The organism is Oceanimonas sp. GK1 (assembly GCF_000243075.1).
Lineage (GTDB): Bacteria > Pseudomonadota > Gammaproteobacteria > Enterobacterales > Aeromonadaceae > Oceanimonas.
The window spans coordinates 3,191,971-3,218,552 of sequence record NC_016745.1 but is presented as its reverse complement, the minus strand read 5'-3'; the positions used below and the strand labels follow the sequence as shown (position 1 = coordinate 3,218,552).

The following is a 26,582-nucleotide window of genomic DNA, read 5'->3' as shown; positions in this document are numbered from 1 at the left end:
AACCTTATGTTATTAAATGTGATGTTTCTCGACTCTTAAGATGGAAGACTGATGCTAACACCAAGGCGGTTTGTACAAGGGCGGTTAATGGCTGCCGTTTCAATACAGAAAAATTCCTGAAACTGCCCAGCATTGACATCAGCTAAATGGTGTTCACCTTCGTGCCAGGGGTTCCATACCACCAGATCGGAATGATGGCGGTGATCTAGCTTTATCTCCCGGTTGAAGCTTGTATCCTTTAAAACGGTGGTATTTGGAGGAGTGGTATAGATGCGATCTACCGGCCCGTCCAGTTGTAATGCAGGGCCAGCTGAACATGGCTTGAGGCCTTGCAGAGCATCCTGATATTGCTCACCCAGCCCGGTTACGGTTGTGCCTTGCACATTGCCTGTTCTGAGATAGGTATGCAGGGCGGCAGTGGTGTTAACGTTGCAATCGACTTCCAGCTGAATATCACACTGCTTGCCCAATATCATATGAACCCTGGCCAAAAAGGCGTATGGCCAAAGGTGTTTGGTGTATTCATTATCGGTTAGTTCAAAAGCAAGGTAAGTAGCGTCAGCATCTTGCCGCTGCTCTGTCAGTGTCCACTCGAGCAGGCGGGCAAAGCCATGGCTGGGCTGTTGGTGTTTGCCAAACCAGGGCCAGCACAGAGGGATTCCACCCCGAACGGGTAAGCCGGGCTTCCAGAAAGCCTTATCTGAATGCCAAAGTACGGGTTGTTCAGTTATGGCAGGCTGCCAGTGTAGTAATTGTGCACCTTGAGTAGAAATTAATGCATGGCAGTTTGGGTGTGCGATTTTCACTAGTCGCATTATTTTTTATTATAAATTAATGTTGGAGGGAGATAATAAGAGTCATAACCCTGATAATTATAAGCAGAACACTGATGCATGATAAAAAATGTGTGAGTTCAGGGCACTTTTTCTTCAAGGTTTAAAGGTAAGCTAGTTTATAAAGGCGTCACCTATTAATGCTTGTGTGCCCTTGGTGTTAGAAATGTTTGACTTAGTCTACGTGTGTTTTCGTTAACTTAATTGTTCATGAAGAGAAGGGCTGCTAATAACCTATTTTTGCTATCTCATCGTAATCCTTGCTCATTATATCTTTCACTTTCATTTCCGCCTCTTCACTAATTTCAACATCTACTGAAGGACTTACGTTCATTCTTGGGAGCTTTATTTCTGGTATTCCTATTTTTCTCATTGCAACTGGAAACTCATTTTCTAATTTGCTGTAAAGGATTAGATGGTCTAGCGCTAATTTTCCATCGTTATCTATGAACTTACTGATCTGAGGTTGCAATTGCCCCGGGTTGTTGGGCACCCATGTTTCTAAAAATTCATCAAAGTTTATGTCTCCAGTGTAAAGCTTATTGTTACTTTTGAATTTTTCGTCATTATGGGATCTGTAAAGACTAATAGCATAGTCCAATGGGTCGCGAATTACTCCAAACTTAAAGAACTCTTCTTCTTTTATAGTGTTAAATACCCATCTGAAACGGTGTTGTATTTCAGTGTAAGGGAGATGTTTACCTAACTCACTACGTCTTACAACAATATCGCCGTGCGGTCTTAGTGCGGCTTCTATAGATGTTGATGCCGTTTTAAGGTTTGCAATAAAGATGAATTTTTTATCGATTGATATGATCATTTTTTATTTCCTTGAAAAGTACTCTTGAACTTTCTTGCCATGTTAACCAGTTTATAGTTGCTGATGTTTTAAGTTTGTTTTTTATGTTGCAATTCAGCCATTCACTGAAAATTACTTTAGTCGGTTCTACTTTCATTTGAGAAGGTGTATATGTTGCATATTCCCCCGCAACCTCCCGAAAAACAGGAATATCCCGCGCAATAATAGGCATGCCCTTTTGAGCAGCTTCAATCAGTGGCAGACCAAAGCCTTCGCCGTAAGAAGCAGCAATCAGACAGGAGCAGGCATCATAGACCTTATCCAGATATTCATCGCTGATGCCGGGCAGCCAGTAGAGGCGGCGGTTGTATTCAGGATGCGTTTTAATGCGTTCAATCAGTGCTTCAATTTTCCAGCCCTTTTTGCCCACAATCACCAGGTTTACGTCTTCGCCCTGTTGCCACAGCGCATCAAATACATCCAGGGTGTCTGCATGGCCTTTGCGTGGCTCCATGGTGCCTACCATCAAAAAGCTGGGTCTGGCCTTTATTTCGCTGAGCACCTGTTCGGCATCATCGGGCATGCCCTTGCTGGGGGCCGAACTGTCGATATCCGCGCCGTTGTGTGACCAGCCAATCTGCAATGGTCGCCCGTGCTCTGGCCCATGCTGTTCCACCCACTCACGCAACTCTTCAGACACGGTGCGGGATACACAAATAACCCCGTCGGTTGCGGTAATGGACTTCAACCACTGGGTAAAGCCTTCTTCATTACCCGGAGGGAAAAACTCCGGCATCTGAATGGGCAGCAGATCATGCAGCAGGAATTTTACCATCACACCTTGCTGTCTCAGCCGCTGATAGAAAGGCTGCTGTGCAATTTGCACCTGTGGCTGCATATCCAGGCCAAAAAACACATCGCCGGGCGCATAGTCGATCAGTTCATCTTCCAGTGCTGCTGGGGGCCAGTTCATAAAGTCGAGTGTAAAGCGCCGGGCATAGCGATAGCCTTCATCCACACTGGCGTAAACCGGCTCTACCCGGTAGCCTTCGGGCGGGTTGTTTAACCACTCGGTAAGAATGCTGCGCACTACACGCTGAATGCCGCTGCGTGCATCGTGCCGCACCAGCTCGGAGATATCCACCAGCAACTGCCGGCGAGGGTAGCGTTTTTCTACCAGTTCTGTTTTTAGCTGTTCAGCGCTTTGTGCCCAGGTTTGCCAGTGCAGCTGGCCGGATGTTGGCTGCTTGCCCTGCTGCTGCAATACAAGCCACTGCTGCAGTTCACCTGCCAATGCTTCAGCACTATTGCTGTTGAAATAAAAGGCACAGTCCTGGGCCACTTCCCGGAATACCGGTATATCCCGGGCAATAATCGGTACCTTATAGCGTGCGGCTTCAATCAGTGACAGGCCGAATCCTTCATTGATACTGGCGGCCACCAAGGCACTGCTGGCCTGATAGACCTTTTCAAGATATTCGTCACTGATACCTTCCAGCCAGAACAGACGCTTTCCATTCTCCGGATGACTGCGCAGTTGCTGAGCCAGTTCATCCATTTTCCAGCCCTGCTTACCAACCAGCACCAGGTTGATATCTGCTCCCTGTTGCCACAGTGTTTCAACGGCATTAAACAGCAGGTCTTGTCCCTTGCGAGGCTCAATGGTTGATACCGAAAGAAAAGCGGGGCGTTGACGTATTTTATTCAACACAGCGTTGGCATCTTCGGGCAGTCCGGTCGACGGTTTGGAGCCGTCGAGATCACCGCCATTATGCACCCATGCCATACGAAAGCCGGGAGTGCGGAAGATATTGTTATGTTCAATCCATTCATCAAAGGCATCAGCCGTCGCCTTGGATACACAAATGGCCCCATCGGTTGCTGCTATCATGGCAAGCAGCTGTTCATGCAACTGTTTGGCGTCATCATCCTTAAACAGCTCTGCCAGCTGAATAGGCAGCAGATCATGTACCAGAAACTTCACCGTTACCCCATCGGCCTGCAACTGGCGGAAGAAATGCTTGTGCGCCAGCTGAACATGGTGCTGCATGTCGAGGGCAAAGAAAATATCGCCCCGTTGCCAGTGAATGGGCATTTGATCTTCCAGTGCCTGGCGAGTTAATCCAGCCGGCAAAACAGCACCATACTGTTTGGCCATTTGCCATGCATAGCAATAGCCTTCTTCCCGGGTGGCGTATACCGGAATGACCTTAAAACTGGCCGGAGGAGATTGCAGCAGCGCCTGTAAATAGCTGCGGACTACACGTTGCACACCAGTGGCTGCATCATTGTTGCGGATTTCAGATACATCCAGCAGAAGCTGGCGGCTAATACCAGCCTGTTGGTTGAGTGCAATGGCACTGGAAAGCTCACTTTTTAACCCTTTGCTCCAGCCAGTTAATTCATTAATCAGTTGGTTGATCAGGTTCGAGGAATCTACATTAGCAGTACTTCCTGGATGGGTATGCAGTAATTTTTCCCATGCATCAAGTGCTATACGGGCTGAATTATCCCAGGAGAATTTTTTGGCATGTGTTTTGGCATGATCTTTTAGTCGTTGATAGAGTGCCGGGTCTTGTAAAACTTCCTGCAATTTTCCTGCAATGCTGTTAGTGCTAAATGGATCAAATAGCGCGTCTTCATGGCCAATGACTTCAGGCAGGCTGGAAGTATTAGAGCCAATGACTGGCGCACTGCATGCCATGGCCTCCAGTGCCGGTAGTCCAAATCCTTCGTGCCAGCTTGGGAAAATAAAAAGATGACAAAGGTTGTATAGCTTTACCAGCTCTTCATCTGTAATGTAGTCGGTGAAAATGAATTCATCTTCGTTCAGTCCATGCTGCTCTGCAATGCTCTTAAACTGCATTGCAATGCCATGAGGAATCTTGCCCGCGAAAACCAGTTGATAGTGCTGACGAAGCCGAACAGGGAGCGCCGAGTAAGCTTCAATCAGTCGAGGAAGGTTTTTTCTTTTATCTCCGCCACCACTGTAGAGTATAAATTTTCTGTTAATCCCAAGCTTGTTAAGAAGAGAGCTCTGCTCTTCAGGTGTTATGTTTATTTCCTTAAACATCGGATCGGCAGCTTCGGATGTGTTAACTACCTTTTCCTGAGTAACATGGAGGTAATCAAAAGCCTCCTGGCTTGATGATTCTGAAATGCTGAGATATAAAGCTGCACGCTTTAGGTTTTCAATCTTGTTGTTGTAGTAATCAGCGAACTTTTGATTATTATCCAGGTATTCCTCTGGATTAAGTAAGGGGATCAGATCATGCAGGGTTACACTTACCGGCGTGTTTTTATCAAGCCGGCCAATGCTGAGTACCGCATCTTGGCCAAACCCTTCGAATAAGCTAGGGATGTGTATTATATCAGGCTCTAAGCTCTGAATAAATGCTTCGCGAACAAGTTCAGCCGCTCTTCTGCGTGACTCATTATCTTGCAGTGGCTCAAATACAGGAGCAGCAGCACTCCATACTCTGATGCAGTCTTGAGGTATCAGTCCATCAAAGGCTGTGCGAATGGGTTCTATCGTTTCCGGAAACAGACCGTTTAACACAAGAATAATTTCATGATCGCCACGGTTGCGGCAAATGGCTTGAGTAAGAGAGGTGGTATAACGGCCAATACCCCGGAAGCGGCTATCAGTCTGAGCCCCTTGCATATCAATAGCAATACGCATTATTGGGATGCCTCCATTTCAGCAGCATGTAGTTGTTTGAAAACAGAGAGTGCCTGACGAGTAAGGTCGCTGCCCTCATAATCCTGAACGTTTATAAGCACCTTACTCACATTTAAACCCACTTCTTCCATCCAGTGCCGGCCTTCATATACCATAGTCACCATAAGGTGATAGTTACCAGGTTCTAGGGGGGAGTTGATATTTATTGCCATTTCCAAAGAATTATCAGGTTCAATGGTGCCTGCTAAAGGAGTTCTGACACCATCAAACTCGTATACACTGCCATCCTCATTGAACCAGTGATAGCATGCAAAGAGTGGCTCTTCCGGCGTTGTTTGGTAAGTTTGAGATGAATTGTTTTTTATTTTTACGTTTAACTTTCTTTTCAGGCCAGCCTGAAAGTCTAAATTTGAATCTGCTATGCTTATGCTGTCTTGTGAGGTGTTCTGTAAATTATCGGTGTTGAAGTTACTGTTTTCTCTGATCTCGTGCAGTACTTCCTGGAGACTGGCACCGGTCTTTATCCTTTCCAGCCATGTTTCCCTCAGCTCTCGCTCTATTTTATTTTGATAGGAGAAAATGCTTATTGCAAAGTCTAAGGTTATGTTTGCGTTTCTGGTTTTTAACTCTTCAATACTCATTTTAAACTCAGTGTTCAGTTGTGATTTTAGATAGAGTTACTAGGCGTCTTATCTTTGATAGGTGAAGTTGAAAAATGTTTTGCTCTAGCGTTTCATGTAAGGTCTTTTTTGAATTTATTTAGAGCAAACTCATAAAGCTGATGATCTAGTGCGGTTAGCTTTGATAATATTTCATTGAGTTCTTCAGTCATGGGTTCCCTGGTTACTTGCTTCAATCCAGGGTTTGTATGCATGACTTTATTTAACTTATTTTCCCATGATATTGACGATGGCACTTCTAAATTTATTTTCTTAAATATTTTTTTTACAGAATCATCAAAGTGTTCCATGATTCCAAACGCATTTAAATTTACAAGGTTTTTTTTAGCTAGAGAAAGATTTTGTTGGTCTGTCATGCATGTGGTTTTTCGATGATTGTCTTCTATATCTGCAGCATGCTCCCAACGTCTGAGCTGAGAAACCCCGATTAATGCATTGACCATTGCATTCGAAATCGATGTATGTTGCTGAACTTCTTCAAGTTTAAAGAAATCTAGTATAGTGTACTGGTTTGCCAGTTCTGCTAGTCTAAGTCTTTCTCTCTTAATGACTTCTGCTTTGTGTGCACGTTGAAAGTAATACAGTGATATTAATCGTGACTTTGGCTCACGTAACATAGTGATAATTTTATTATTAAGCCCGGGAATCATTTTGCAGCTGGTGTAATCAAAATGACCAGATAATAATCGATACTGGCTCAGTTCACCAAGTTGATATTCCCGTAAATAATTCCACCGCTCTGGGCAGATTTCACTTGAGTGGAAGTGTTTCTCGAGTAGTTTATGCATTGTACTTCCCCCCGTTTTAGGGAGATGCATAAAAATCACTCTTTGTTCACTAAGGTTCACTTCTGTGTTTTTATATACCTTATTTCGATGGTGCTTGTTGTATTTCTCTGTGAATTCGGCTGATTCTATCAGTGTTGTTCTGAGCTTCTCTTTTGATGCAAGTTGTGCATGTGACAGTATTGTTTTTTCATCTTCAGGCTCACGATTAAGGATATAGCGAAAAGCTTGCTTAACATCCTCTCTGGTTAGTGATTCATTACAAGCACTGTTGTTTATATTCTCTTTCAGAAGCTGTATCTGGTCATGCATACGAAATTTTGCCAAAGTTCCAGTATCTGTATCTTGTAGCTGCATTACAGATATAGAATCAGAGAAATGACGTTGTGCTTTTTGACCATCTTCTTGGAGTATCGCTACTCTCCCCAAGGTGTGATGTAAGCCTGAAACCAGAACCTGGGCAACCGCCTTGCGGCTGGCTCCCCAAGCTAATGCCTGCTTGGCCCAGGTTTGTGCTGTGGTTATATTACCTTTCTGCTGGTGTGCGCTGGCAATTAGCAGCGCCAGTTGTTCCCGCTGTGGTTGTTGCTCCACTTCCTGCAGCTGGACCTGTGTAAGCTGATCCCATTCATTAAACAGCCAATGGGTTCGGGCCTGAGTCAAGCGCGATGTTTCTGCCGAGGGGAGGGCGATTGTGTGTGCTGAACGAGGTGCAGGAGTGAGTGACGTGCGTTTTTTTATTCTTTTTTTATTCTTCGATTTGGCCATATCAAGCTTCCTGGCTGCGAAGCAGCACATCCTTGATTAATTCAAGCTGGGCTTCTGCCTTCATCACTTCCTGTTCAATCAGTTGCTGGCGAGAGCTCTGCTCTTGTACCAGCTGCAGGCTGGTTTGTTGTGCCTGCTGACGAGCCTGTTCCAGCTCGTTGTTGGCATGGTTCAGCTCTTGTTCCAACTGAGCAGTGCGTGCCTGTTCTGCTTTCCAGCCTTCATGATTGATATGGTTTTGATGCAGCGCGTGTTCTTTTTGTTTATTAGCTTCATCCAGTTGTTGGCGCAATGTGTTTTGTTCCGCATCCCGTGTTTGTAATCGTTGTTGCAGCTCACTGATTTCTGCCCGAAATGCTTCATTTTCGGATTGCAGACCTTTAATTTGTTCATTCAGCCTTTCTATGGTTTGGCCGGCACTCTGTACTGCTTGGGTGGCCTGCTGATATTGGGCTTGCAGTTGCTGGTTTTGCTGTTCCAGCGTTTGTTGCAATTGGGTTTGCGATTGGAGTTGTTGCTGAAGGCTTTGTCGTTCAGTGGAACTTTCGGTGTACTGTTGTTGGGCTTGCGTAAGTTGCTGCCGAAGCGTTGTATTTTCGGCGCTGATTGCGTCAAAGGATTGCTTAACTTCGTTTAGTTCTCCTTGCTGTTGCTTGGCGCTTTGCTCTGCTTGCTGCAAAGCCTGTTCCATTTGGGCTTTGCCTGCCTGCAGATGTGTCTGTTGCTGTTGTAATCCGGCAATGGTGTTTTGCTGGTCGGCAAGCTGTTGCAGCCAGGGGTGGAGGATATACACTTCCGGTTGTTTCAGCACCTGGGTCAGCTCTGCGGGCAATTGCCCGGCAGCAGGATGAAGCTGTAGCGGCAGGTTGTTTATCCTGAGTGCTTGTTGCTGATGATGAGGAAGCACAATGCAGCAAAATGACTGAAGCAGGTTTGTTTGAGCCAGGGCCTGCAGTAAGTTTTCGGCCTGGTCCTGTAAGTCAAGGATCAGCAGGTTAGTGCCCGGTTGACCGCAGCTTATAGAACCAAGGAAGTCGGGCAGACCAGTCGCTGTGTGCTCGTTTTGTCGCAAAAGGGCAAGGCCCGGATAAAGCACTTTAAGTTCTTCTGGTGCCGGTTTAAGGCTGCTTACCCAGTTAAGGTTGTACTCATAAAAGCATACTGGTTGTGTTGACGCTGCGATTACCCGTTGCAGCACCTCCACCTTTTGGGGTGTTTCACTAGCCTGTTGCTGCAATGTGTTTACCACAGCATCGGCGGCATCCACCAGCACCGTTTTTTCAGCCAATTGCCGGTAAAGTGTTAAGGGTGGTTGTGTACCACAGCCTATATGAATGAGAGTTTGATATTGCGCCGTCATGGGTTACTTTCCTGGTTTTGCCTTAAGGGCGTAAATGCGTTGAACATCTTCTGCCAGGCTATGCCAGTCCTGCCACGATCGGGAGAGGGTGGGGCGTAATTGCTGTGCCTGTTGCAACATGGTCGGCAACTGGTTGATCAATGCCTGCAGCAGTTGCTGATCCTTAGTGCCGAGCTTTTTCCACAGCCCTTTGTCCATGGCGTCCGGTAGGGCGAAGCGAAGCTCCAGCTTTTCGCCAAAGTCATCCTGACTTTCTGCAAACCAGTTGCCAAGCAGCTGTTGTGGCTGCTTTGGAAATTCCAGCTTAGGCTGGCTGCCAAACTGGCCAGGCCGAATGGCGGCGCAGGACAAACGGAACTGCCACTGGGGTAGCTGGTGTTTGCCAAACTCTGGATTTTTCAGGCTGAACCAGAGGTGTTCATAATCCGGGTTTACTTGTACATGGCGCAGTTGCAGCTCGCTAAAGTTCAGCTTTGGAAGGACTGTCTTTTTACCGCTCCACAACCGGGGTAGGGCACCAAGGGACTTTGTCGACTCGGCTGTTTGTTGTTGTTTTTTCAGCTCATCTTGCCGGATCAGCGCCCGCTCCAGTTCTTGTTGGGTGTTGTGCAGCTTCAGCAGCAGTTTTTCGGCCTCGTTTTCTACATGGTTCAGTCGGGCACGCAATTGCTCTTCGCTTTGGGTCAACTGGTCACGGCGGTTTTCGAACTCGGTCATCTTTGCGTTAAGAGCTTGTTGTGCTTCATTAGCCTGCTGTTGGATCGACTCTCTATCCAGCAGTGTCTGTTCCAGCTCCTGCTGAGTGTTATGCAGTTCCAGCAGCAGTTTTTCGGCTTCGTTTTCTACATGGTTCAGGCGGGCACGCAATTGCTCTTCGCTTTGGGTCAACTGGTCACGGTGGTTTTCCAACTCGGTCATTTTTGCGTTAAGAGTTTGTTGTGCTTGATTAGCCTGCTGCAGGATAGACTCTCTATCCAGCAGTGCCTGCTCCAGCTCCTGCTGAGTGTTATGCAGTTCCAGCAGTAGTTTTTTGGCTTCGTTTTCTACATGGGTTAAGTGTACTCGGGCTTGCTCTTCATTCTGACGCAGCTGCTGATTGCTGGAAATCAGCTCTGCCATTTGTGAGTTTAGCTCTGTTAGTTTTGATTGATATTGCTGCTCTGAGATAACTGCTTGCTGCTGTTGCTCCTGCTTTTCTTGTTGATAAACGGTAAGCAGCTCTTCAACGGTTATAGCCGGTTCATTTGTAAAACCACTATCCTGGGGTAGAGTCAATGGATGCTGTGCAGCGGTAATTTCTTGTGCGAAATCTGGCAGTTTGAAACGCTCAGTAATCAATTGCTGAGCCAGATAATAAGAAAGTTTTGAGCAAGAATTTACTTGAAAGTTGGTTGTGAGCTTCTTACTAAGCGAGAGGTTCCAACCCCAGCGATCACTCACCGTTTGGAGCAAATTTACACCGTTATTCAAGGCAACATATTGATCGACCAGCAGGCAACGCTCTGGGTGAGTTAGGTAGAATTGCAACAGAGTCTGATGGTATCGGCACCATTGATGATAATACTTCTGCAATTCCTCGAGGTTGGCACCATTGTTCACTTCATTGGTCAGGCCCTCCTGTAACGAGCAGCCTATCAATAGAAAATGAATGTCGTGATCCAGTTCTGCCCAAAAATCCAGCAGTAAAGCACTAGTACTGCTCGTCCAGGCCCAGATGCTGCTATCCATATTGTTGAGCAACAAATCTGCAGCCAGTTGCCGCCAAAGGTTCGATATTTTAACAGTCGATGAAGATTGAGACTGTTTGCCCAGGATGGTCCTTTCCCAGTTGCCGATGGTAACAGTAACACCACGCTCTACTGGTTTAGCCTCGTTTACTCCAGCGTCAAAGAATAAAGAGCCCACCTGCTGCAAGCTGGCTGAGCTCATGCCGGTAATACAAAGTGCTTTCATTATTTTGTGCGTCCGTATCCGTCTTCCAGTCTTACAATATCGTCTTCACCCAAATAGCCGCCAGACTGAACTTCAATCAGCTCCAGCTCTACCTTGCCGGGGTTTTTCAGGCGATGAACCTCGCCCATGGGAATGTAGGTAGATTCGTTTTCACGCACCAGAAATTCCTTGTCGCCACAGGTAACCAGGGCGGTGCCTTTTACCACAATCCAGTGTTCGGCCCTGTGGTAGTGCTTTTGCAAAGAGAGTTGCTCACCGGGCTTCACGCTAATGCGCTTTACCTGATAGCGCTCACCCAGGTCTATGCCCTGATAGTTGCCCCAGGGGCGGTGCACCGTGGTGTGCAGGGTATGCTCGTAGCGGCCTTGCTCTTTGAGTGTGTCTACGATTTTTTTAACGTCTTGTGCGTTGTTGCGGTTGGCCACCAGCACGGCGTCGTCGGTGGCTACCACTATTACATCGTCCAGTCCGGTTACCGCCACCAGGGCGTGGTCGGCATGCACATAGCTGTTGCGGGTGTTGTGCAGCAGCACATCACCATGGCTGGCGTTACCGTGCTCGTCTTTTTGGGTAATGTCCCACAATGCAGACCAGGCACCCAGGTCGCTCCAGTCCATATCCACCGGTACCACGGCGGCATGAGTGGTTTTTTCCATTACCGCATAGTCAATGGAATCAGATGGAGAGTCGGCAAAGGCTTCTTTGTTCAAGCGGCAAAAGTTAAGGTCGTTTTCTGCCAGCGCCAGTGCTGCCTCGCAGGCTTTTACCATTTTTGGATGGTGGGCTTTCAGTTCATCCAGGTACTGGCGGGCACTGAACAGAAAAATGCCGCTGTTCCACAGGAACTCGCCACTGGCTACATAGGTGGCAGCGGTGTCTGCGTCCGGTTTTTCAACAAAGCGGGCTACCTTGTGTACGCCATCCACACTTAATGCTTCGGCTTGCTGAATATAGCCATAGCCGGTTTCCGGCTTGTTGGGCGTAATGCCAAAGGTGACCAGGTTGCCCTGCCTGGCGGCCTGCTCTGCCCTGGCAATGGCCGCGTGAAACGCCGGCTCGTTTTGAATAACGTGATCGGAAGGCAACACCAGCATAAGGGCGTCTTCATGCTGTTGTAGCAGAGTAAGAGCAGCCACCGCCACTGCCGGTGCCGTATTGCGGCCAATGGGCTCCAGAATAATGCGGTTGGCGGTAATGCGGGCGGTGCGCAGCTGCTCAGCTACCACAAAGCGGTGCTCGTCGTTGCAAATCATTAACGGAGCAGCAAACTGAGGGCCGGCCACCCGCTGCATGGTGCCCTGCAACATGGTTTGCTCGCCGGCCAGTGGCAAAAATTGCTTGGGGTAACCGGCACGGGAAAGGGGCCACAGGCGGCTGCCGGAGCCACCGGAAAGTACTACAGGGTGAATGCGATCTAAGTTCATAGATGATCTCTGATTCGTTGATTAATGCTGGTTAGTTTTTCTTTAAACACCTGGCCGCAATAGTCTGGGGTAAAGCGAGCAAGGTTATATTCTGTTTGTGTGTCTTCTTGTTTTTCTTGCAAGCACTGCTGCATCAGCAAAGCTGCATGGTCAATATCTGGCTCTGCCCAGTGCTGGCCATCACCATAAAAATATTCGCCGGGCTGCAACCGACTAAGCTGGTGCTTCACCAGCAGGGTGGGAGGAGCGCAAAAATCCATATTGCCGGAGTAACCTGTGGCAATCAGTTGCAGCCCCAGCAGTTGGGCCTCGGCCAGGCCACGGCCAAAGCCTTCTGCCCGGTGCAGGCTTATATAGCAGTCGCAGCAGCCATACAGCGCCAGCACATCGGGGCGGCGCAATTCTTCCGCAACCAGATGGATCCTGGTGTCTTGCTGAATAAGTGCTTCCAGTTTCTGCCACGCGGGATCTTGCTGTTTGAGGTGGCTTATTTTAAGCACCAGGCCTACTTCGCTGGCGGTTCTGTCCGGAAAGGCTGTTAAAAATGCCTTGATCAGGCCAGCCGGATTTTTACGGGCAAGGGTGGAGTTCATGTCGAACGCGAACACAAACAAGTAGGCTTGTTCGGGCAATTGCCAGTGCCGGCGTTGCTTATTGCTTACCTCGCCCAGCATTACCGGCAGTGGCACTGCCTGCACCGGCACTTGAGCCTTGTGGTAGGCATGGACGGTGTAGTGGCTTATGCCCCATAGCTCGTCCACCAGGTGAAAGCTGTGCTCCCAGGGCTCGGGCCACTGGGGCAGCTCCCAGGGCCACAGGCCAATGTTGTAATGGTTTTGCAGCAGTGCCAGTCCCTGCTCACACACCAGCCGGCAGTGCTCTATGCCGGTCATGCAAAATATGTTGATGTGATATTGGGGCGCCTGGCTAATCCAGTGTTCAGCCGAGCTGTCTTGCTGGCTTACATCGTTGCCCGGTTCAATATTGATGATGCAAAACGGTATGCCGGCGGCTTCCAGCGACAGCGCCATCATGCGCACATCTTCGCCTATGCCAAGCTCGCCACGGGCATAGCCATAGAGGTTTACACCAAACGGCAAGGCGGAAGTAGCTGCTGTGCGTTGCCACTGCAACTGGTTAACCGCCTTCATGGTGGTGGAGAGTGTTTGCACACTTGCTTTGGCGTGCTTTTTGTATTTTGCGTTTAGCAAACGGGTGGTGATGGGCCAGCACAGGCTGGCCAGCCAGGCCTGCGGTTTGCTGATGGAATCTGCGTGAGCCTGCTTCTGCACCAGGTGAGCATCTGGTGTGGCGGTGAGCGAGAGAATGTCTTTATTCATCTCTTTTAGGCGCGCCATGCCATGTTTGGTTTGGTGATCTTTGGGCAGGGTAATGGCATTAATAAATTGCTCAGCATTACCAAAGTTCGCCAGCACTTGCTGCTGTTGCCACTGGGGCAGTGCACTAAAGCCAAGCAACTCACGGCCATCCCGAAAAAACCAGCGTGTGGCCCGGTGGCGTATTTTTTTGTTATGCAGATAAAACGCAGGCCAGAAACCCGCACGATAAATGCCTGCCAGATATACCGCATTGGTGTAACAGCCTTGCCACTGGTCACCACGCAGGGGGGGCAGTGTTACGGGGTTATCCAGTTCCTGGTTCCAGGCCTGGTTTTCTCTTAACAGGGCATATTGCCTTCTGCCCACACCCACGCACCAGGCCAGAAACTTAAGGTAATCTTGCTGGCGCTGTTTGTGTAACGGAAATCGTTGCTGCAACGCCGGGCGCAGCAACCAAATGGCATACATGCCCGCATAAAAGCGGGTTGGTAACGCAAAATGGAGGTCTACTGGCTGGTTGTAGGGGTGCGCAGCCAGCTCTGTGAACGCCGTTATTTGGTTTTGTATTGTGGCTTGGTTCATTGGGTTAGTCCCGATGATCCCGAATGATCAGCATCATCATGTTGGCAATAAAGGCCAGAAACAGGGTGATGATGGCAAATACGCTGGCGTTGTAGAGCCGCTCGGGCTGGGTGGCATACTCCGGCTGCAACGGACTTTGCAGCACGCTTACCTGTTTGAGTTTGCGGGCGGCTTCTATACGGGTGTTTTCCAGGGCTGCCAGGGCACTGGAGTAGGTTTGTTGTGCAAACTGGGCTTTTAGCTCCAGGGTTTGATAGTCGGCGGAAATGCGGTTAAGGGCATTACCGGTTTCTTGCGCCAGGCGGTTGCGCTCGCGGTCTATTTGGGTTTGCAGAGCGTTGATTTCGTTTTTGATTTGCACCATTTCGGCGGAGCGGGTGCTCTGGTAGCTTTGGGCCGCCGTGTAGCGGGCCTGCAGGCGGGCCAGCTCACCTTCCAGCGTGCCCACTACCTGGTTAAGGCTTTCTACCGTGTGCAGGGGCGAGATAAGGCCGTGCTCGTTCTGGTAGGCCAGCAGGGCGGCCCGCTCTGTATTCAGCCTGTGCTCCAGCCGTTCTACCTGGCGCTCCAGGAATTTAACCTGCTCTTCTGCCAGGCGTTGGCCCATGTCGTTCATATGGGCTTCGCCGCTTTGCAGCAACAGGGCGGCCAGTTGATGGGCAAATTCCGGGGTAAAGGCCTGTACCTCTATGTTCAGTACACCGGCGTATTCATCCAATTCTACACTTACGCGCTTTTTAAAGTATTCGTGTACTTCCTCAATGGGGGCGCTGGCGTCCCACAAGCGGGAGAAGAGATCGCCATTCTGGCTGTAGTGCTGGCGAAAAGGCAGCTCGGCCTCCACTTTTTTAAGCATATCGGTAGAGAGCAGGTGCTCGCGCAGCAGCAGCAGATCGCTGTGGCCACTGGTACCCTTGATAAGGCTGGAGAAGCTGAACTCGGGTGCGGCAATTTGCGGGCTTTCCAGCACGACGGTGGCGCGAGAAACATAACGATCCGCCGCCCAGGCGAACCAGTAAAAGGCAACGGCCAGAATCGCCACCAGGGCGGCAGCCCAATGGGGTTGTTTTTTGATGAAGTGATGCATGGTGTCTCAGTTTTGGATTCGAATTTGTTGCCTGTAGGCCCGAATTTATTCGGGCGGTTTCATGTTGTTGCCCGGCGTTGTTTGTTTTAACCCCACCCCAACCCTCCCCTTGGTAAGGGGAGGGAGAGAAGACCCCACCCCAGCCCTCCCCTTAAAAAGGGGAGGGAGTTTTTGCTCTTCCCCCTTTTTAAGGGTGAAGGTTGGGAGGCGGGGCAGTTTCTTGGTGGTAAGCCACGATGGCGTCGTTGATGTCGTCATACCATTGGGCCTGGCCGTTTTTCAGGTAAATGCCAGCCTGGCACAGATCTTTGAGTATGCCTTCGGAGTGCGACACCATAATCAGGCTGGACTGGCCTACTTTGTCTTTAAAGGCTTTGCTGGCTTTTTCCCGAAAGGCGCGGTCGCCTACCGCCGTGGCTTCGTCCGACAGGTATACATCGAAGTTAAAGGCCAAAGATAAGCCAAAGTTCAGTCGGGCACGCATGCCCGAAGAATAGGTGCGGATAGGCCGGTCGAAGGCATCGCCAATTTCGGCAAAGTCTTCCACGTAGTCGATAATACGCTGCACGTTAAGGCCGCCACCGTGCACCCGGGCCACAAATTTTACGTTTTGCCTGCCGGTCATGTTGCTCTGAAAGCCACCGGAAAGCCCGATAGGCCAGGAAACCCGGGCATGCCGCTCCACCACGCCCCGCTCGGGGCTGTCCATGCCGGCAATTAGCCGCAGCAGGGTACTTTTGCCGGCGCCGTTGCGGCCCAGCAGGCCCACGCTTACGTTTTTGGGAATGGTAAGGTTGATGTCTTTCAGTACCCAGTGGTTCTCGGTACCGTCGTGGTTGTTATAGCGTTTGTAAAGGTTTTGGATGGCAATCATTGTGCCTTTAACCTCTCTTTAAAGCGCGCATGCAACAGCAGGCCAAAGGTAATCAACGCCAGATTGATCAGCCACAGATAGATATTGCTGGAGCCCTTGGCCATATGATAAGGCTCAAAAAAGTCATGGCGCAGCAGCTCAAGGCCATGGGCTATAGGGTTTAGCATTAAATATTCCAGCACATTATGCGGGAGTATATGCAGAGGAATAATGCCGCCGGAAATAATCATTAAGGGCAGGCTGAGCATGCGAACAATCTTGGCCAGCTCGGGAATAAGAGTGCCGGCAACGGAAACAATCAGCCCAAGCCCCAGCCCCAGGGTCCATAACGAAAACCAGCCGAACAGGGCGTTGATCAGGTTGTCCGGAAACATATCCATGCCAACCATCAAACCGCCAACAATAAAAAGAAGAAAAACAACGGTATGCAGTATTCCTTCAAGAAAGTTGCGCACCAGCACCGGATCCACCGGCTGAACCTGGCGGTAGGCAAACAGCGCCTTGTTGGCATCCACGGCGCCCAGGCCTCGCATCATGCCGTCCCGTACCAGGTAAAAGCCCATCAAGCCGACAATCATCCAGGGGATGAAATCAGCGCCAATAATCAGGCCGTTGCTGTGGCTGATCATGGCACGCATGGCCACCATGATGGCAATAATGGCCACCGGCTCGGCAATCATCCAGAACCAGCCCATGCGATCGGCCATGGTGCGCGACACGGCCTCGCGCATAAACATGGCGAACCACACACTGCGGGTTACCTGCCAGGGTGTGCGGGTCGGCATTGTGCTCATTACAGATCCACCGCCACCTTGGCGGCAATGGCGATCTGGTAAAGGATCTGGGTGATGGTGCCGGCCAGTTGCAAGTTTTTGGTGGGGGCCTTGGGCAACACCAGAATTTCATCGCCCGGGCGCAGGGTTACGTCTGCCGCCTCGCGTACTTCGCCGTTCTGGCGCACCACCAGAATGCGGCTTTCATCGGCGTGCTCGGTAAAGCCGCCGGCGCCGGCGATATAGTCCTGGGCGCTGCGGCCGGGAGCAAACACCACCGACTGGGGCACCAGCACTTCGCCGCTGATCAAGAGCGCATCGGATTTTTCCGGAATGGTGATCACGTCGCCGTCTTGCAGGCGAATGTCGCTGATGGTGCCGTTGTTGGCCAGCACCAGGCGGCCGTTGGGCTCTACTTGGCGGGCGCGTTCAATAAACTGGCTGATAAGCTCGGCCTCACGCACCCGAATTTGGGCTTCTTCGGCGGTGGAAGAGGTGGCGCCCAGGTAGGTGGTTTCCAGCCTTGCCAGGCTTTCATTCAAGGCTTGTTTCTGGCGCTCGGCCACGCTGACTCGCTTGAGCGAGATGCTGGCGGTGTCGGTCATGGTTTGCGGCACGGCAATGGCGTTCAGCAGTTCATGCAGGCGAGCATCGCGGGGCAGGGCAAAGTGCGAGGGGCCGTAATAGCTGCCTTCCAACTGCACCACTATGGTGTTGTCGCGCATGTCGCGGCTGAACACCAGTTGATCACCACTGTTCAGCGGTTGCCGGTCGAATTCGTTCAGCTTTACATAGCTGGAAACCGGGCCCTGGGCACGGGCGCCGCGCAGCAGCACATGGGTTACGTTCGACTTGAGTCGCGCCAGTTTCAGCAGCTCCTGGCCGGTCATGCCGGTGCGCAGCAGCTCATAGCGATAGGGGCGGGCCACGTCGCCTTCCACCGTCACGGTGGGGCCGCGTTCTTCCACCACTATGGTGTCGCCGTCTTTAAACTGCAGGCGGGGCAGGGTGCCGTTCAGCAAAAAGGCGTAAAGGTCGGCGGTGGCAATGGTGTTGCCGTGGCGCTTAACCCGCACCTTGCGGTAGCTGCCGGTGGCGTCGTCTATGCCGCCGGCCTGATCGAGAAAATACAGCAGCGAGTCGCTGGGGGTGCCGGCAAAGCGGCCAGGGTTCTGCACATAGCCGGTTACAAACACCGACACCGGCTGCACACCCTGCAGGTTGGTGTATACCTGCACGTTGTTGGAGTAGATGGAGTTAACGGCACTGCGCACGCGGGCGTCCAGCTGGCTGTGCCTTATGCCCTGCACTTTAATGGGGCCCACGCCGGGAATAAAAATGTTGCCCTGGGCATCCACCGGCAGCACTTTGTCTATTTCTACCGCGCCCCACACCCGCAGGGTAACCTGATCGCCGGGGGTGATCACATAGTCCGGGTTAAGGCCGTCGGCACGCACGCCACTAAAGCCGCCGCTGAACAGGTGGCTGCCAAAACTGGAGTAGTCGGTGGCCATTGCAGGAGCGCCGTGGGTGCCATAGCGAGGGTTTTGCCACTGGGTGTTGCTGTTTTGCGCGGCTTGGTCGGCTTCGGACGGCGAGTTATAGCGGCTTTGTTGCTCGGCGGGCAGTTCGCCGGCGCTGGCGCCAATCAGCTGGGCCTGGGCGGGGCCCGCCAGCATGAGTAGCCCAAGGGGGAGAAGTAATTTCTTTAGAGACATGTGGTGTTCTCGGAGTCTTGAAAACAGCTGTCAGCTGTCAGCTTTCAGTTAAAGATGGCTGCGTGTTGTATGCGGATATCGTGCTGTGCTTGTTTGGCTCTAAGCCAGGTAGCGCCTGCGGCGCTATTGCAGGCAGGCTGCCTGCGCTCCATTAGCATGGTGTTATTTTTCTTACAGCCGACAGCTTAAAGCTTATGGCTCCCGAAGGGGCGGGAAAGTTGCCATTCGCCGTTTTGGGTTTTGCAGGCAATGTGTGCATCTGTGCTGCCGGTGGGCAGGCTTACCTGCAGCGGGCGGCAGGTTTTGCCGCTGGCCGCGAAATAGGAGGCGCCGGCGGTTACCTGGGCGTTGTCGCCCCAGGGGCTGGTGGCCAGGGTGCCGGCCGCGTTGGCGGCGGCCGACTCAAGAAACTGGTTGAGCGGGGCGTTGTTTATAGCAGTGCTGTTTTGTGATGCCTGGCCGGCGCAGCCGGCCAGGGTGAACAGGCACAGCGCCATCATGGTGCCTGCAAGGGGATTGCTAACAAAATGCATGGGTTAACTCGTGTTAATTAATAAAAAGGCACGCTACCGCCCGTGGGTTGCAGCTCCCAATTCGCTGATGTCACTTTCCTTGTGCACACCCTTGCAAATTGCATGGCGGCATTTTTTTAGCGGCGAATTTTATCATCTGGCCATCGTCATTTCGATGCCAATCCGCTCGCCTGTTTGGCTTGTGGGCAAGGCGGCAGGGCGTTGCCTTACGCCACTTCTCTTTTTCCTTTGCGTGGGCTGTTTTCCGCCCTGGCCGGTTGGAGCGAAATGATGCGCGGGCGCTGTTGCAGCGGCGGTTCGGCCTGTTGCTGCAGCCGTTGCCAAATTTGCTGGCAGGTGTTCTCCGGCTCGGCATAAAAGCTGCCGTTCAGCTGGGTGTGCTCCAGCAAAAATGCCCGTAAGCGTTTAAATAAGTCCACATCCACCGGTTGCGGTGCACGCCAAAAGGTGGCCAGCGGCCCCGTGCTGGTGAGGCCCGGCACATCATAAAGTGCCTTGCCCAGGGTCATGGTGGGCACATGGTGCAGTAGGGCCGACATGCCCACGGTGCTGTTTACGGTGACTACGCCCTTGCAGTGCTGATAGAGGTCAGGCAGGTGCAGTTCAAAGCCGTAAAACACGCGGTGTTCAATGCCCAGCTCGCTGGCCAGGCTTTTTATCAGTTGGGTGTAGTTGGTGTAGCCCCGGTCCATGGGGTGGTGCTTGAACAGCAGCACATCCTGCCGGGGGGCACAGGCCGCGAACGAGGTCATAATGTGCCGAATGGACTCGGCCACATCGTTAAAGGGCGAATGTGCTCTTATCTGAAAATCGTCGGCCACCTGCAGCGGCACCAGAAAAATATGCTTTGAGTGCTGGTCAATCAGCTTTTGTTGCAGGCCTTTGTCGTGGGCTGTGTGGGTATATTTGGTGTACCAGCCTTTCAGCCAGGCGATGCCTTCTTTCCAGTAGGGGCGGTGGCGATGATGAACATAGTGCCGAAAGCGCCAACGGCAGCAGTGCATGCTGAAATAATATCGCATGGCAAAATAAATGCGGCGTTTAAAGCTAGCGCGAATATCAAACTGGTGTTTAACGTGCTCGGGGTTTTGCCGGGGCAGTGCTTGCTCCAGTTTTCCGAACCAGGGGCTATGGGCATTCACGCCGTTTTGTTCCAGGGTAATGTAGTGCGGCCGCAGGTAGCCTTCTTCAAATACAAAAAAGCGAATGTTGTGGCTCAGGCAATAGTGCCGGGCCACGGCGTGATACTCACGGCAGTCGCTGTAGCAGAACACGGTGTCAATTTGGTGTTTGCTAATGTAGCTGTTTAAGAAGTTCCGCCACTCGGGCAGGGAGCCGGTGTAATGCACATTGGTGCCCTTGCAGGGCCAGCAGCCGTCGCCGCCGTTGAAGTGAATTTTATGAACATGAACGCCTTGCTCGTTCAAAAAGCGAGAAAAGTGCTGAAAAAAAGGTCCAAGTGGCCCTTGTAGTAGCAAGGCTGATTTCATTAAGAGTCCCGAATGAACATTTTTTAGTTATGTTGGCGTTTTCCGTGCGGCGCGTATGCTATCACAGGGGGTGAGCAGGATTAATATCAAATGTTTATTACGGATGTATAAACGGGATAAATGCGACAACGTGTGCCGGGGTGGGGGTTATTTAATGGTTTGCCGGTGCAGGCCCTTTTGCAGCATCAGGTCTACCAGGGGTTGCTCCCGTTTGTTGGCGCGCTTGCAGTGATCCTGCTGGAATTTGTCGGTCAGCCAGATCACAAAGCGGGCCCAGCGTTTGTTGTCGCGTTCGCGCCAGGCGTGAGACGACACCGACTCCCAGGCGTAGCCGTTAAATACGGAAGCATTCACAAAGTGGTCCAGCGCCCGCACGCCGGCGCGGCCACGCTCCACCCGGCCCATAAAGCCCACGTAGCAGATGATGAGGTAACCCACCACGGCCAGGGGCACCACGGCGCACATTAAAATAAAACCGGCAATGCGTTCTTTCATGGTTGTTGTTCCCTTGGGGTCAGTACCAGTTGCAGGCCGTTGTCGGAGCGTATGGTCAGCCTGCCCACGGGTTTGGGCTCAAAGCCTTCGGCCAGGCTGAGCTGGTAGTGTTGCAATATGCTCGCCAGTATAAGGCTGGACTCCTGCTGGGCAAAGGCGGCGCCAATGCACACCCGTGGCCCGGCGCCAAAAGGCAGGTAAGACTTGCTCAGCGGAGTTTTCAGCTGCTTAGCAGTAAAGCGGTAGGGGTCGAACTGGTGCGGATTGTGCCAGTAGTCTTTGTGCCGGTGAATAAGCCAGGGCGACACCATTACCGTGCTGCCGGCTTTCATGTGTTTGTTGCGCATTTCGGTGGCATGGGCGCATTCCCGGGCAAAAAAGCCCACCGGCGGGTAGAGGCGCAGGGCTTCGCGGAACACATCGCGTACCAGCACCATTTTGCGCAGGGCCTCCACGCTGATGGGCTGTCCATTCAGTACCTGAGTCACCTCCTGGTAGGCGTCTTCCTGTATTTGCGGGTGGGTTGCCAGCAGGTAGAGCGACCAGGTCAGGGAGCTGGCGGTGGTTTCGTGCCCGGCCAGAAACAGCATGGAGATTTGATCCACTATCTCATCAAAGCCAAAGGGCTGGCCGGTGCTGGCATCCGTGGTAAGCAGCAGGGAAGACAAAATATCCTGCTGGTTTTCCAGCTCGGCTTTTGAGCGCGGGCATCCGGCCCGGGCGGCTTCGGCCTGCTGGTAGCGAGGGCGAATAATGTCTTCTATGGTGCCGCGAATTTCTTTCGCCGCCGCCATGCGCCGGCGCTCGCTGCCACCCCGCTGCAAAAAGCCCGGCAGGCGGAACATTTTCATCAGCGCCAGCTTGGGAGACTCGGCCTGAAAGCGCACAAAGGCGTCGAGAATGCGGTTGGCCTGCTCTTCGTTGAGCCGGGTCGACATAATGGTACGAAAAATAATGTCGGCGGTAACAAAGGTCATTTCCGGGTCTATGTCCTGCCCGGGCCGGTGTGTTTTAAGCCGTTCCAGCATGTCGTTGGCGGCGCTTTGCATCAGCCCAAACACCTGCTGCACCCGGGCGTGCTTAAAGGCAGGGTCGAGCATGTCGCGCTGTTTTTGCCATTGCTCGCCGTTGGTGGTGAAAATACTCTCGCCCAGCAGCGGCTCGAGGATGTCGCCCAGCATGCGGTGTTTGGGAAAGTCGGCCATGCTCTGCACCATCACCTGCCTCACCAGATCCGGCTGGTTCACCATGTAAAGGGTGAGCCCGGGCAGTTTGTATTCGCCCATTTTCATGCCGTAGCTGCGTTCATACAGGGCATCCAGCCAGGAGTGGCGTTTGGTGAAAAACACTTTCCACAACGAGGCTTTGCTTTTGGCCGGCTTGGGAAACACGGGGCAGGTCATGACCGCTCCTTCAGTCGAGTGGCGATGGCATCGGGGCCGGCGGTAAAGGCGAAATAGTCGTAAGGGCCGGGCTTGTCGGTGGCCATCAAATACAAAAAGTGCATGGTATACCAGGCCCGGCGCAGTTTTTTGTAGCGAACAGGGTGATAAAGGGTGAAAAAACGCGGAGAGAGCAGTTTGGGCCCGGCATTGGCGGCCCGTTGCTGGCCGCAGGAGGTAATGGGGTCGAGCAATGGAAAACAGGCGCCGTCGGTGGGGGCGGTGTAATCCAGCCACAGCAGTTGCTCGTTGTGGCCCAACTGCTGCAGGGCGGCGCGAAAGTCGGTTGCCTTGGGCTGAAAACTGAGCAGTGGAATGCAGTGCCCCAGGGTGATCAGCACCACACGGCGGTTGGCCAGCCGCGCTGGATCCTGTATTTGCTCAAGGGCCCGGGCCAGAGCCGGGATCACCACCATGGTGCCCACGCTGTGGGCGACGATAACAACTTCATCGTTGGTCTCGTCGTTGATGGCGTCCGCCATGTGCCTGGCAAAGGCGTGAATGCGTGGCTCCAGCTCCGGTATTCGGCCTTTGGCCCAGCGCGTTGAAAAGGCGTAAATGCGCAACAGCCAGAATACCGCCAGTTTGTCTCCCAGACGTTTGCTGCTGTGCATCAGCAATGCAAACAGCGCCAGGCCTGCCGGCACTTGCGCATAAGTCCAGGGCAAGTGTTCGGCCAGGCCGGTGGCCAGCCAGCCGGAAAGGAGCAGGCTCAGCAACAGATAAAAGAGAGGATAGAAGCCGGCCATCATTTGTTTGGGAGAAGCCTTGGCATAGGCCAGAATGTGGCCGGGTAAAATATAGGCCCACACAAACAGCCACAAATCGCCGATGATTTCGCGCCAGCCTCTGGCCCAGTGGTTGCGAATAATGTCATCCCAGCCCAGGTAGCTGTAACGGGTGTGGGTATTGTCGGTGTCCAGTTGCCAGTGGTGGCTGTGATCGTGCCCGCGCCGGCGGCCCGATACGCGAATGTGCAGGCCGTTTACCTTTTCCTGCAAGGCGGCCTGCTCACGATAAAGGCGGTGGTAATGTCTCGCTCCGCGCGGGTCGAAGCCGTGAAGATAAAACACCTGGCGCTGGTTGATGCGGGCCAATCCGTGGTTCCTGAGCTGGGTAAAAAACGGCGGACAGAGTACCTTAATTTGGCAGAGGAGCACACCCCGCAACCAGGGGGATGGGCATGCTCACCCAAACAACCCCGGCCAGTTTACGTCATTCCTGCCCAGCACCAGAAAATACGGGTTAAGCACTTCTTGGGTATTGGCGTAGCAAAGCGGTTCGCCGTTCAGCTGCACCACGGTGCCGCCGGCCTGCTCCACCACACACTGGGCGGCCCCCGTGTCCCACAACGAGGTGGGGCCCAGGCGCGGATACACATCGGCGGCGCCTTCGGCCACCAGGCATAATTTAAGCGAGCTGCCCATGGCCACCAGCTCATGTTCGCCCAGCTTGTCCAGCAGGGACGGCAGCTCGCCACCGCCGTGGGAGCGGCTGCCCACCACGCGCCAGGGCTGGCCTTCTTGGTGTGCAACCACGGCAATGGCCACTGGCACCTTGTCGCCTTCGTACTTGAAGGCCCCGAGCCCCTGTGCGGCCATATAGCCCACGCCCAGGGCCGGCGCATAGACCACGCCCAGCACCGGTTTGCCGTGCTCAATCAGCGCAATGTTGACGGTGAACTCGCCGTTGCGCTTGATGAATTCCTTGGTGCCGTCCAGCGGATCCACCAGCCAGTAGCGCCCCTGCTCATCGGCCCCGGCAAAGCCGGCGGTGTCTTCTTCCGACAGAATGGGGGCGGTGAGTGGCAGTGCCTTCAGCCCGTTGACGATGATGTGGTGCGCGGCGGCGTCGGCCTCGGTTAGCGGCGAGTTGTCCTGTTTTTGCTCAACGGCAAAGTCCCGGCCGTAAATCTCCATAATGGCGGCGCCGGCCTGGCGGGCGAGGGCATCGGTTTGGCTGAGCAGTTCCTGGGTGATGATCATGGGTGTTCCTTTCCTTGAAAGCGGGGGCTGTGTATGGCGCCTTATGTTACCCGGATTGCCCGGCAACTGCATGCCGTGCTGATTTGGCGCAAGCCTTTCCATCGGTAGGCCCTGCGCCGGCGGGTGGGCTACATGACCCAGCGTTTTTCCCTTTCCGAGGATCTGTCGGTACAGGAAAACCTGGCCTTTGTGGCCCGAGTGCAGGGGTTGAGTAGCCGGCAAGGCCTCCGGGCTCCAATAAGCTACGGATTGCCGGGCGGCTGTATATTTTCTGCCAGCATTTTTTTCATCAGAGCCGGGTTTCTTGGCAGCAGGCCAGCTTTTAGTCCGAAAGGCTTGAATACGGTGTTCAGCACTGCAAGTGTAGGGCTGCCGGTGTTACGTTCGATGTCGGACAGAGTGCGTCTGCTAATGCCTACCATATTGGCGTAGTCAGTTTGCGACATCTTCAGCAGATCCTTTCGCAGGGTGCGCAAAAGCTCACCTTCGGTGATCTCTCCGCCAAATAACCTGGAAAGTAATGAGATTAACAAGGCCTCTCGTTCGGCGGGGCTGGGCTTGTTCATTAAATCAACCCCCAGCTTTTCAGTTTGTTGTCCAGATAATCAAACCCCATCACCGGCATATTGAGTATGCTTTCGGGCACTCCTCTGGCTTTCAGCCGCTGTTTTAGTCCCACCAGTTTGCCGGCAAGCGCTTTCAGCTCTTTCAACACCTGCTCCGGCTCTGCCAAATCGGCAAGCTCGGCAGCAATGGTCTGCCAGTTATACTGACCGCCTTCTTCCAGCGGGCTCCCCCAGATGGTGGAGCGGGGCACCATTTCCGGATCTGCTTTCATGGGGGCAAAGTCATAGACTGGTGCCAGCCAGATACCTGCCGGCTTTTTCAGTAATGCTGTGTTGCGGCCATGGTTGTCGGAGTTGCCAAAGGCCACATTCAGCAAATCCCGTTTAATCCACTCGATGACAAACGCCTGCCGATCAAAACTTTCTTCCAGCTCTACAACCCGGTATTGCTGCTCCAGCAATTTAACCAGGCAGCGTAATGCCTCCTGGTGCTTCAGATAACTGCCTGGTGCCTTGTGAAGTACCGAATATACCGACTCCAACCCATAACGGGTGAGCTCGCCCTCACGCATGGCCACGTCGAAGCGAGGTAACCAGAGTGAAGGAAAGCGCTCACCTTCAAGTAGCTTCATTCCGGTTGTGCTGATGGTGCTGATGCCCAGGCTGTGCAACTCATGATAATAGTGATATTCCGCACGCAGAATGTCGCAATCGATGGTTCCTCTGTTATTGCGCGGAAATTTAACCAGATAATGGGTATCCGGCGTATGCACATCATCCTGAAAGGTATCAATCCATACTTCATCTTTGTCCGAGCAGCGTAACAGCAGCTTGGGTGCTTCGCCGCCGGCACCAGTGGCTCCTCCACTTGCCGCCCCCATCTGTTGGGCATATTCCAGAAAATCGGTGTTGCGCTCTACCACCTCTCCAATTGCAAAGCGTCGTTGTTTGAGTGTGCTGTTGGCTGGCAACACAGGCAGCGATTCCTTTATACGCAAATTGCCAACCGGCGCTATGGTGCCATGGTGAAGCAGTTCGGTATCCTGCTTTTCTGGTGTGGCATGGCTTAATCCAAGCAAATTAACCCAATAACGGCGGGCGGCTCCGGCGGGCATGATGTCGTCGAGAAACCCGAACCAGGTTGTGGCATCGTGTGGAATCATCAGCTCTACCGGCAGGGTGAGCCCGCAGGCATATTCATCGTCACGATACTGGTATTTGAGGGCATAATCGAACTCGTACCCCAGTCGCACCGGCCCGCTTCTGCCCAAGTGCGGCTTTTCAATGGTCAGCTCGGCGGCATCATGCCATTGGCCATGATGGAAAATCTGAATGGTCAGAGTGAGAGGGGTTACCATAGAGTTACCGATGAAATGTGCAGAATAATGCTCAATTATAAGTTTTAAATATCAT

21 protein-coding genes are annotated in these 26,582 nt (G+C 52.4%); all 21 read right to left on the bottom strand.

Going from position 1 to position 26,582, the window contains the following annotated elements:
• Positions 1 to 35: 35 nt before the first annotated feature.
• Positions 36 to 806, bottom strand: a complete 771-nt coding sequence (locus GU3_RS16910) for a D-hexose-6-phosphate mutarotase (protein WP_014293411.1) — start codon at positions 804 to 806, stop codon at positions 36 to 38.
• A 253-nt stretch (positions 807 to 1,059) separates the two neighbouring features.
• Positions 1,060 to 1,653 (bottom strand): sulfotransferase family 2 domain-containing protein, encoded by a 594-nt coding sequence (locus GU3_RS15160; RefSeq protein ID WP_014293410.1) that lies wholly within the window; start codon positions 1,651 to 1,653, stop codon positions 1,060 to 1,062.
• Positions 1,634 to 5,314, bottom strand: a complete 3,681-nt coding sequence (locus tag GU3_RS16905) for a glycosyltransferase family 1 protein (protein ID WP_083829486.1) — start codon at positions 5,312 to 5,314, stop codon at positions 1,634 to 1,636. The genes GU3_RS15160 and GU3_RS16905 overlap by 20 nt, the downstream gene beginning before the upstream one ends.
• On the bottom strand, positions 5,314 to 5,955 hold the full coding sequence (locus GU3_RS15140; RefSeq protein ID WP_014293407.1) for a hypothetical protein: 642 nt from the start codon (positions 5,953 to 5,955) through the stop codon (positions 5,314 to 5,316). The genes GU3_RS16905 and GU3_RS15140 overlap by 1 nt, the downstream gene beginning before the upstream one ends.
• Positions 5,956 to 6,047: 92 nt before the next feature.
• On the bottom strand, positions 6,048 to 7,547 hold the full coding sequence (locus tag GU3_RS16900) for a sulfotransferase family 2 domain-containing protein (protein WP_158308473.1): 1,500 nt from the start codon (positions 7,545 to 7,547) through the stop codon (positions 6,048 to 6,050).
• A gap of 1 nt (position 7,548) precedes the next feature.
• A complete protein-coding gene (locus GU3_RS15135; protein WP_014293405.1) occupies positions 7,549 to 8,907 on the bottom strand; it encodes a hypothetical protein in 1,359 nt (452 codons plus the stop codon).
• Positions 8,908 to 8,910: 3 nt separating this feature from the next.
• Entirely contained in the window at positions 8,911 to 10,860 is a 1,950-nt protein-coding gene (locus tag GU3_RS15130) for a chromosome segregation ATPase-like protein (protein WP_014293404.1), read from the bottom strand.
• Positions 10,860 to 12,284 carry a mannose-1-phosphate guanylyltransferase/mannose-6-phosphate isomerase gene (locus tag GU3_RS15125; protein WP_014293403.1) on the bottom strand — a complete coding sequence of 475 codons (1,425 nt, stop codon included), beginning with the start codon at positions 12,282 to 12,284 and terminating at the stop codon, positions 10,860 to 10,862. Before GU3_RS15125 ends, GU3_RS15130 begins: the two co-directional genes overlap by 1 nt.
• Positions 12,281 to 14,206: a glycosyltransferase gene (locus GU3_RS15120; RefSeq protein WP_202798265.1), complete on the bottom strand. Its 1,926-nt coding sequence runs from the start codon at positions 14,204 to 14,206 to the stop codon at positions 12,281 to 12,283. Before GU3_RS15120 ends, GU3_RS15125 begins: the two co-directional genes overlap by 4 nt.
• 4 nt (positions 14,207 to 14,210) lie before the next feature.
• Positions 14,211 to 15,293, bottom strand: coding sequence for a chain-length determining protein (locus tag GU3_RS15115; RefSeq protein WP_014293401.1), 1,083 nt, complete (start codon positions 15,291 to 15,293; stop codon positions 14,211 to 14,213).
• Between the two features lie 187 nt (positions 15,294 to 15,480).
• Positions 15,481 to 16,167: an ABC transporter ATP-binding protein gene (locus GU3_RS15110; RefSeq protein ID WP_014293400.1), complete on the bottom strand. Its 687-nt coding sequence runs from the start codon at positions 16,165 to 16,167 to the stop codon at positions 15,481 to 15,483.
• Positions 16,164 to 16,961 carry an ABC transporter permease gene (locus GU3_RS15105; protein WP_237711153.1) on the bottom strand — a complete coding sequence of 266 codons (798 nt, stop codon included), beginning with the start codon at positions 16,959 to 16,961 and terminating at the stop codon, positions 16,164 to 16,166. Before GU3_RS15105 ends, GU3_RS15110 begins: the two co-directional genes overlap by 4 nt.
• Positions 16,961 to 18,619, bottom strand: coding sequence for a polysaccharide biosynthesis/export family protein (locus tag GU3_RS15100; RefSeq protein ID WP_014293398.1), 1,659 nt, complete (start codon positions 18,617 to 18,619; stop codon positions 16,961 to 16,963). The genes GU3_RS15105 and GU3_RS15100 overlap by 1 nt, the downstream gene beginning before the upstream one ends.
• A gap of 224 nt (positions 18,620 to 18,843) precedes the next feature.
• On the bottom strand, positions 18,844 to 19,191 hold the full coding sequence (locus GU3_RS15095; protein ID WP_014293397.1) for a DVU3141 family protein: 348 nt from the start codon (positions 19,189 to 19,191) through the stop codon (positions 18,844 to 18,846).
• Positions 19,192 to 19,397: 206 nt separating this feature from the next.
• The gene (locus tag GU3_RS15090; RefSeq protein WP_014293396.1) at positions 19,398 to 20,618 is read right to left on the bottom strand and encodes a capsule biosynthesis protein; all 1,221 of its coding nucleotides are present in this window, start codon (positions 20,616 to 20,618) and stop codon (positions 19,398 to 19,400) included.
• A gap of 210 nt (positions 20,619 to 20,828) precedes the next feature.
• Positions 20,829 to 21,176 (bottom strand): membrane protein, encoded by a 348-nt coding sequence (locus GU3_RS15085; RefSeq protein ID WP_014293395.1) that lies wholly within the window; start codon positions 21,174 to 21,176, stop codon positions 20,829 to 20,831.
• Entirely contained in the window at positions 21,173 to 22,579 is a 1,407-nt protein-coding gene (locus GU3_RS15080; protein WP_014293394.1) for a cytochrome P450, read from the bottom strand. The genes GU3_RS15085 and GU3_RS15080 overlap by 4 nt, the downstream gene beginning before the upstream one ends.
• A complete protein-coding gene (locus tag GU3_RS15075) occupies positions 22,576 to 23,715 on the bottom strand; it encodes a hypothetical protein (RefSeq protein WP_014293393.1) in 1,140 nt (379 codons plus the stop codon). The genes GU3_RS15080 and GU3_RS15075 overlap by 4 nt, the downstream gene beginning before the upstream one ends.
• Positions 23,716 to 23,805: 90 nt before the next feature.
• Complete coding sequence (cysQ, locus tag GU3_RS15070; RefSeq protein ID WP_014293392.1) at positions 23,806 to 24,603, bottom strand: 3'(2'),5'-bisphosphate nucleotidase CysQ; 798 nt, start codon at positions 24,601 to 24,603, stop codon at positions 23,806 to 23,808.
• 242 nt (positions 24,604 to 24,845) lie between these two features.
• Entirely contained in the window at positions 24,846 to 25,169 is a 324-nt protein-coding gene (locus GU3_RS15065) for a helix-turn-helix domain-containing protein (RefSeq protein ID WP_014293391.1), read from the bottom strand.
• A complete protein-coding gene (locus GU3_RS15060; RefSeq protein ID WP_014293390.1) occupies positions 25,169 to 26,527 on the bottom strand; it encodes a type II toxin-antitoxin system HipA family toxin in 1,359 nt (452 codons plus the stop codon). Before GU3_RS15060 ends, GU3_RS15065 begins: the two co-directional genes overlap by 1 nt.
• Positions 26,528 to 26,582 lie beyond the last annotated feature (55 nt).

Excerpts from the sequence above, each read along its gene's own strand:
- GU3_RS15130 (WP_014293404.1), bottom strand. The coding sequence starts at position 10,860 with ATGAAAGCACTTTGTATTACCGGCATGAGCTCAGCCAGCTTGCAGCAG.
- GU3_RS15080 (WP_014293394.1), bottom strand. The coding sequence starts at position 22,579 with ATGACCTGCCCCGTGTTTCCCAAGCCGGCCAAAAGCAAAGCCTCGTTG.
- GU3_RS15060 (WP_014293390.1), bottom strand. The coding sequence starts at position 26,527 with ATGGTAACCCCTCTCACTCTGACCATTCAGATTTTCCATCATGGCCAA.
- GU3_RS15110 (WP_014293400.1), bottom strand. The coding sequence starts at position 16,167 with ATGATTGCCATCCAAAACCTTTACAAACGCTATAACAACCACGACGGT.
- GU3_RS15095 (WP_014293397.1), bottom strand. The coding sequence starts at position 19,191 with ATGCATTTTGTTAGCAATCCCCTTGCAGGCACCATGATGGCGCTGTGC.
- GU3_RS15135 (WP_014293405.1), bottom strand. The coding sequence starts at position 8,907 with ATGACGGCGCAATATCAAACTCTCATTCATATAGGCTGTGGTACACAA.
- GU3_RS15065 (WP_014293391.1), bottom strand. The coding sequence starts at position 25,169 with ATGAACAAGCCCAGCCCCGCCGAACGAGAGGCCTTGTTAATCTCATTA.
- GU3_RS15105 (WP_237711153.1), bottom strand. The coding sequence starts at position 16,961 with ATGAGCACAATGCCGACCCGCACACCCTGGCAGGTAACCCGCAGTGTG.
- GU3_RS15120 (WP_202798265.1), bottom strand. The coding sequence starts at position 14,206 with ATGAACCAAGCCACAATACAAAACCAAATAACGGCGTTCACAGAGCTG.
- GU3_RS16900 (WP_158308473.1), bottom strand. The coding sequence starts at position 7,547 with ATGGCCAAATCGAAGAATAAAAAAAGAATAAAAAAACGCACGTCACTC.
- GU3_RS16905 (WP_083829486.1), bottom strand. The coding sequence starts at position 5,314 with ATGCGTATTGCTATTGATATGCAAGGGGCTCAGACTGATAGCCGCTTC.
- GU3_RS15160 (WP_014293410.1), bottom strand. The coding sequence starts at position 1,653 with ATGATCATATCAATCGATAAAAAATTCATCTTTATTGCAAACCTTAAA.
- cysQ (WP_014293392.1), bottom strand. The coding sequence starts at position 24,603 with ATGATCATCACCCAGGAACTGCTCAGCCAAACCGATGCCCTCGCCCGC.
- GU3_RS15100 (WP_014293398.1), bottom strand. The coding sequence starts at position 18,619 with ATGCTGGCGGGCCCCGCCCAGGCCCAGCTGATTGGCGCCAGCGCCGGC.
- GU3_RS15140 (WP_014293407.1), bottom strand. The coding sequence starts at position 5,955 with ATGAGTATTGAAGAGTTAAAAACCAGAAACGCAAACATAACCTTAGAC.
- GU3_RS15125 (WP_014293403.1), bottom strand. The coding sequence starts at position 12,284 with ATGAACTTAGATCGCATTCACCCTGTAGTACTTTCCGGTGGCTCCGGC.
- GU3_RS15085 (WP_014293395.1), bottom strand. The coding sequence starts at position 21,176 with ATGAAAGAACGCATTGCCGGTTTTATTTTAATGTGCGCCGTGGTGCCC.
- GU3_RS15115 (WP_014293401.1), bottom strand. The coding sequence starts at position 15,293 with ATGCATCACTTCATCAAAAAACAACCCCATTGGGCTGCCGCCCTGGTG.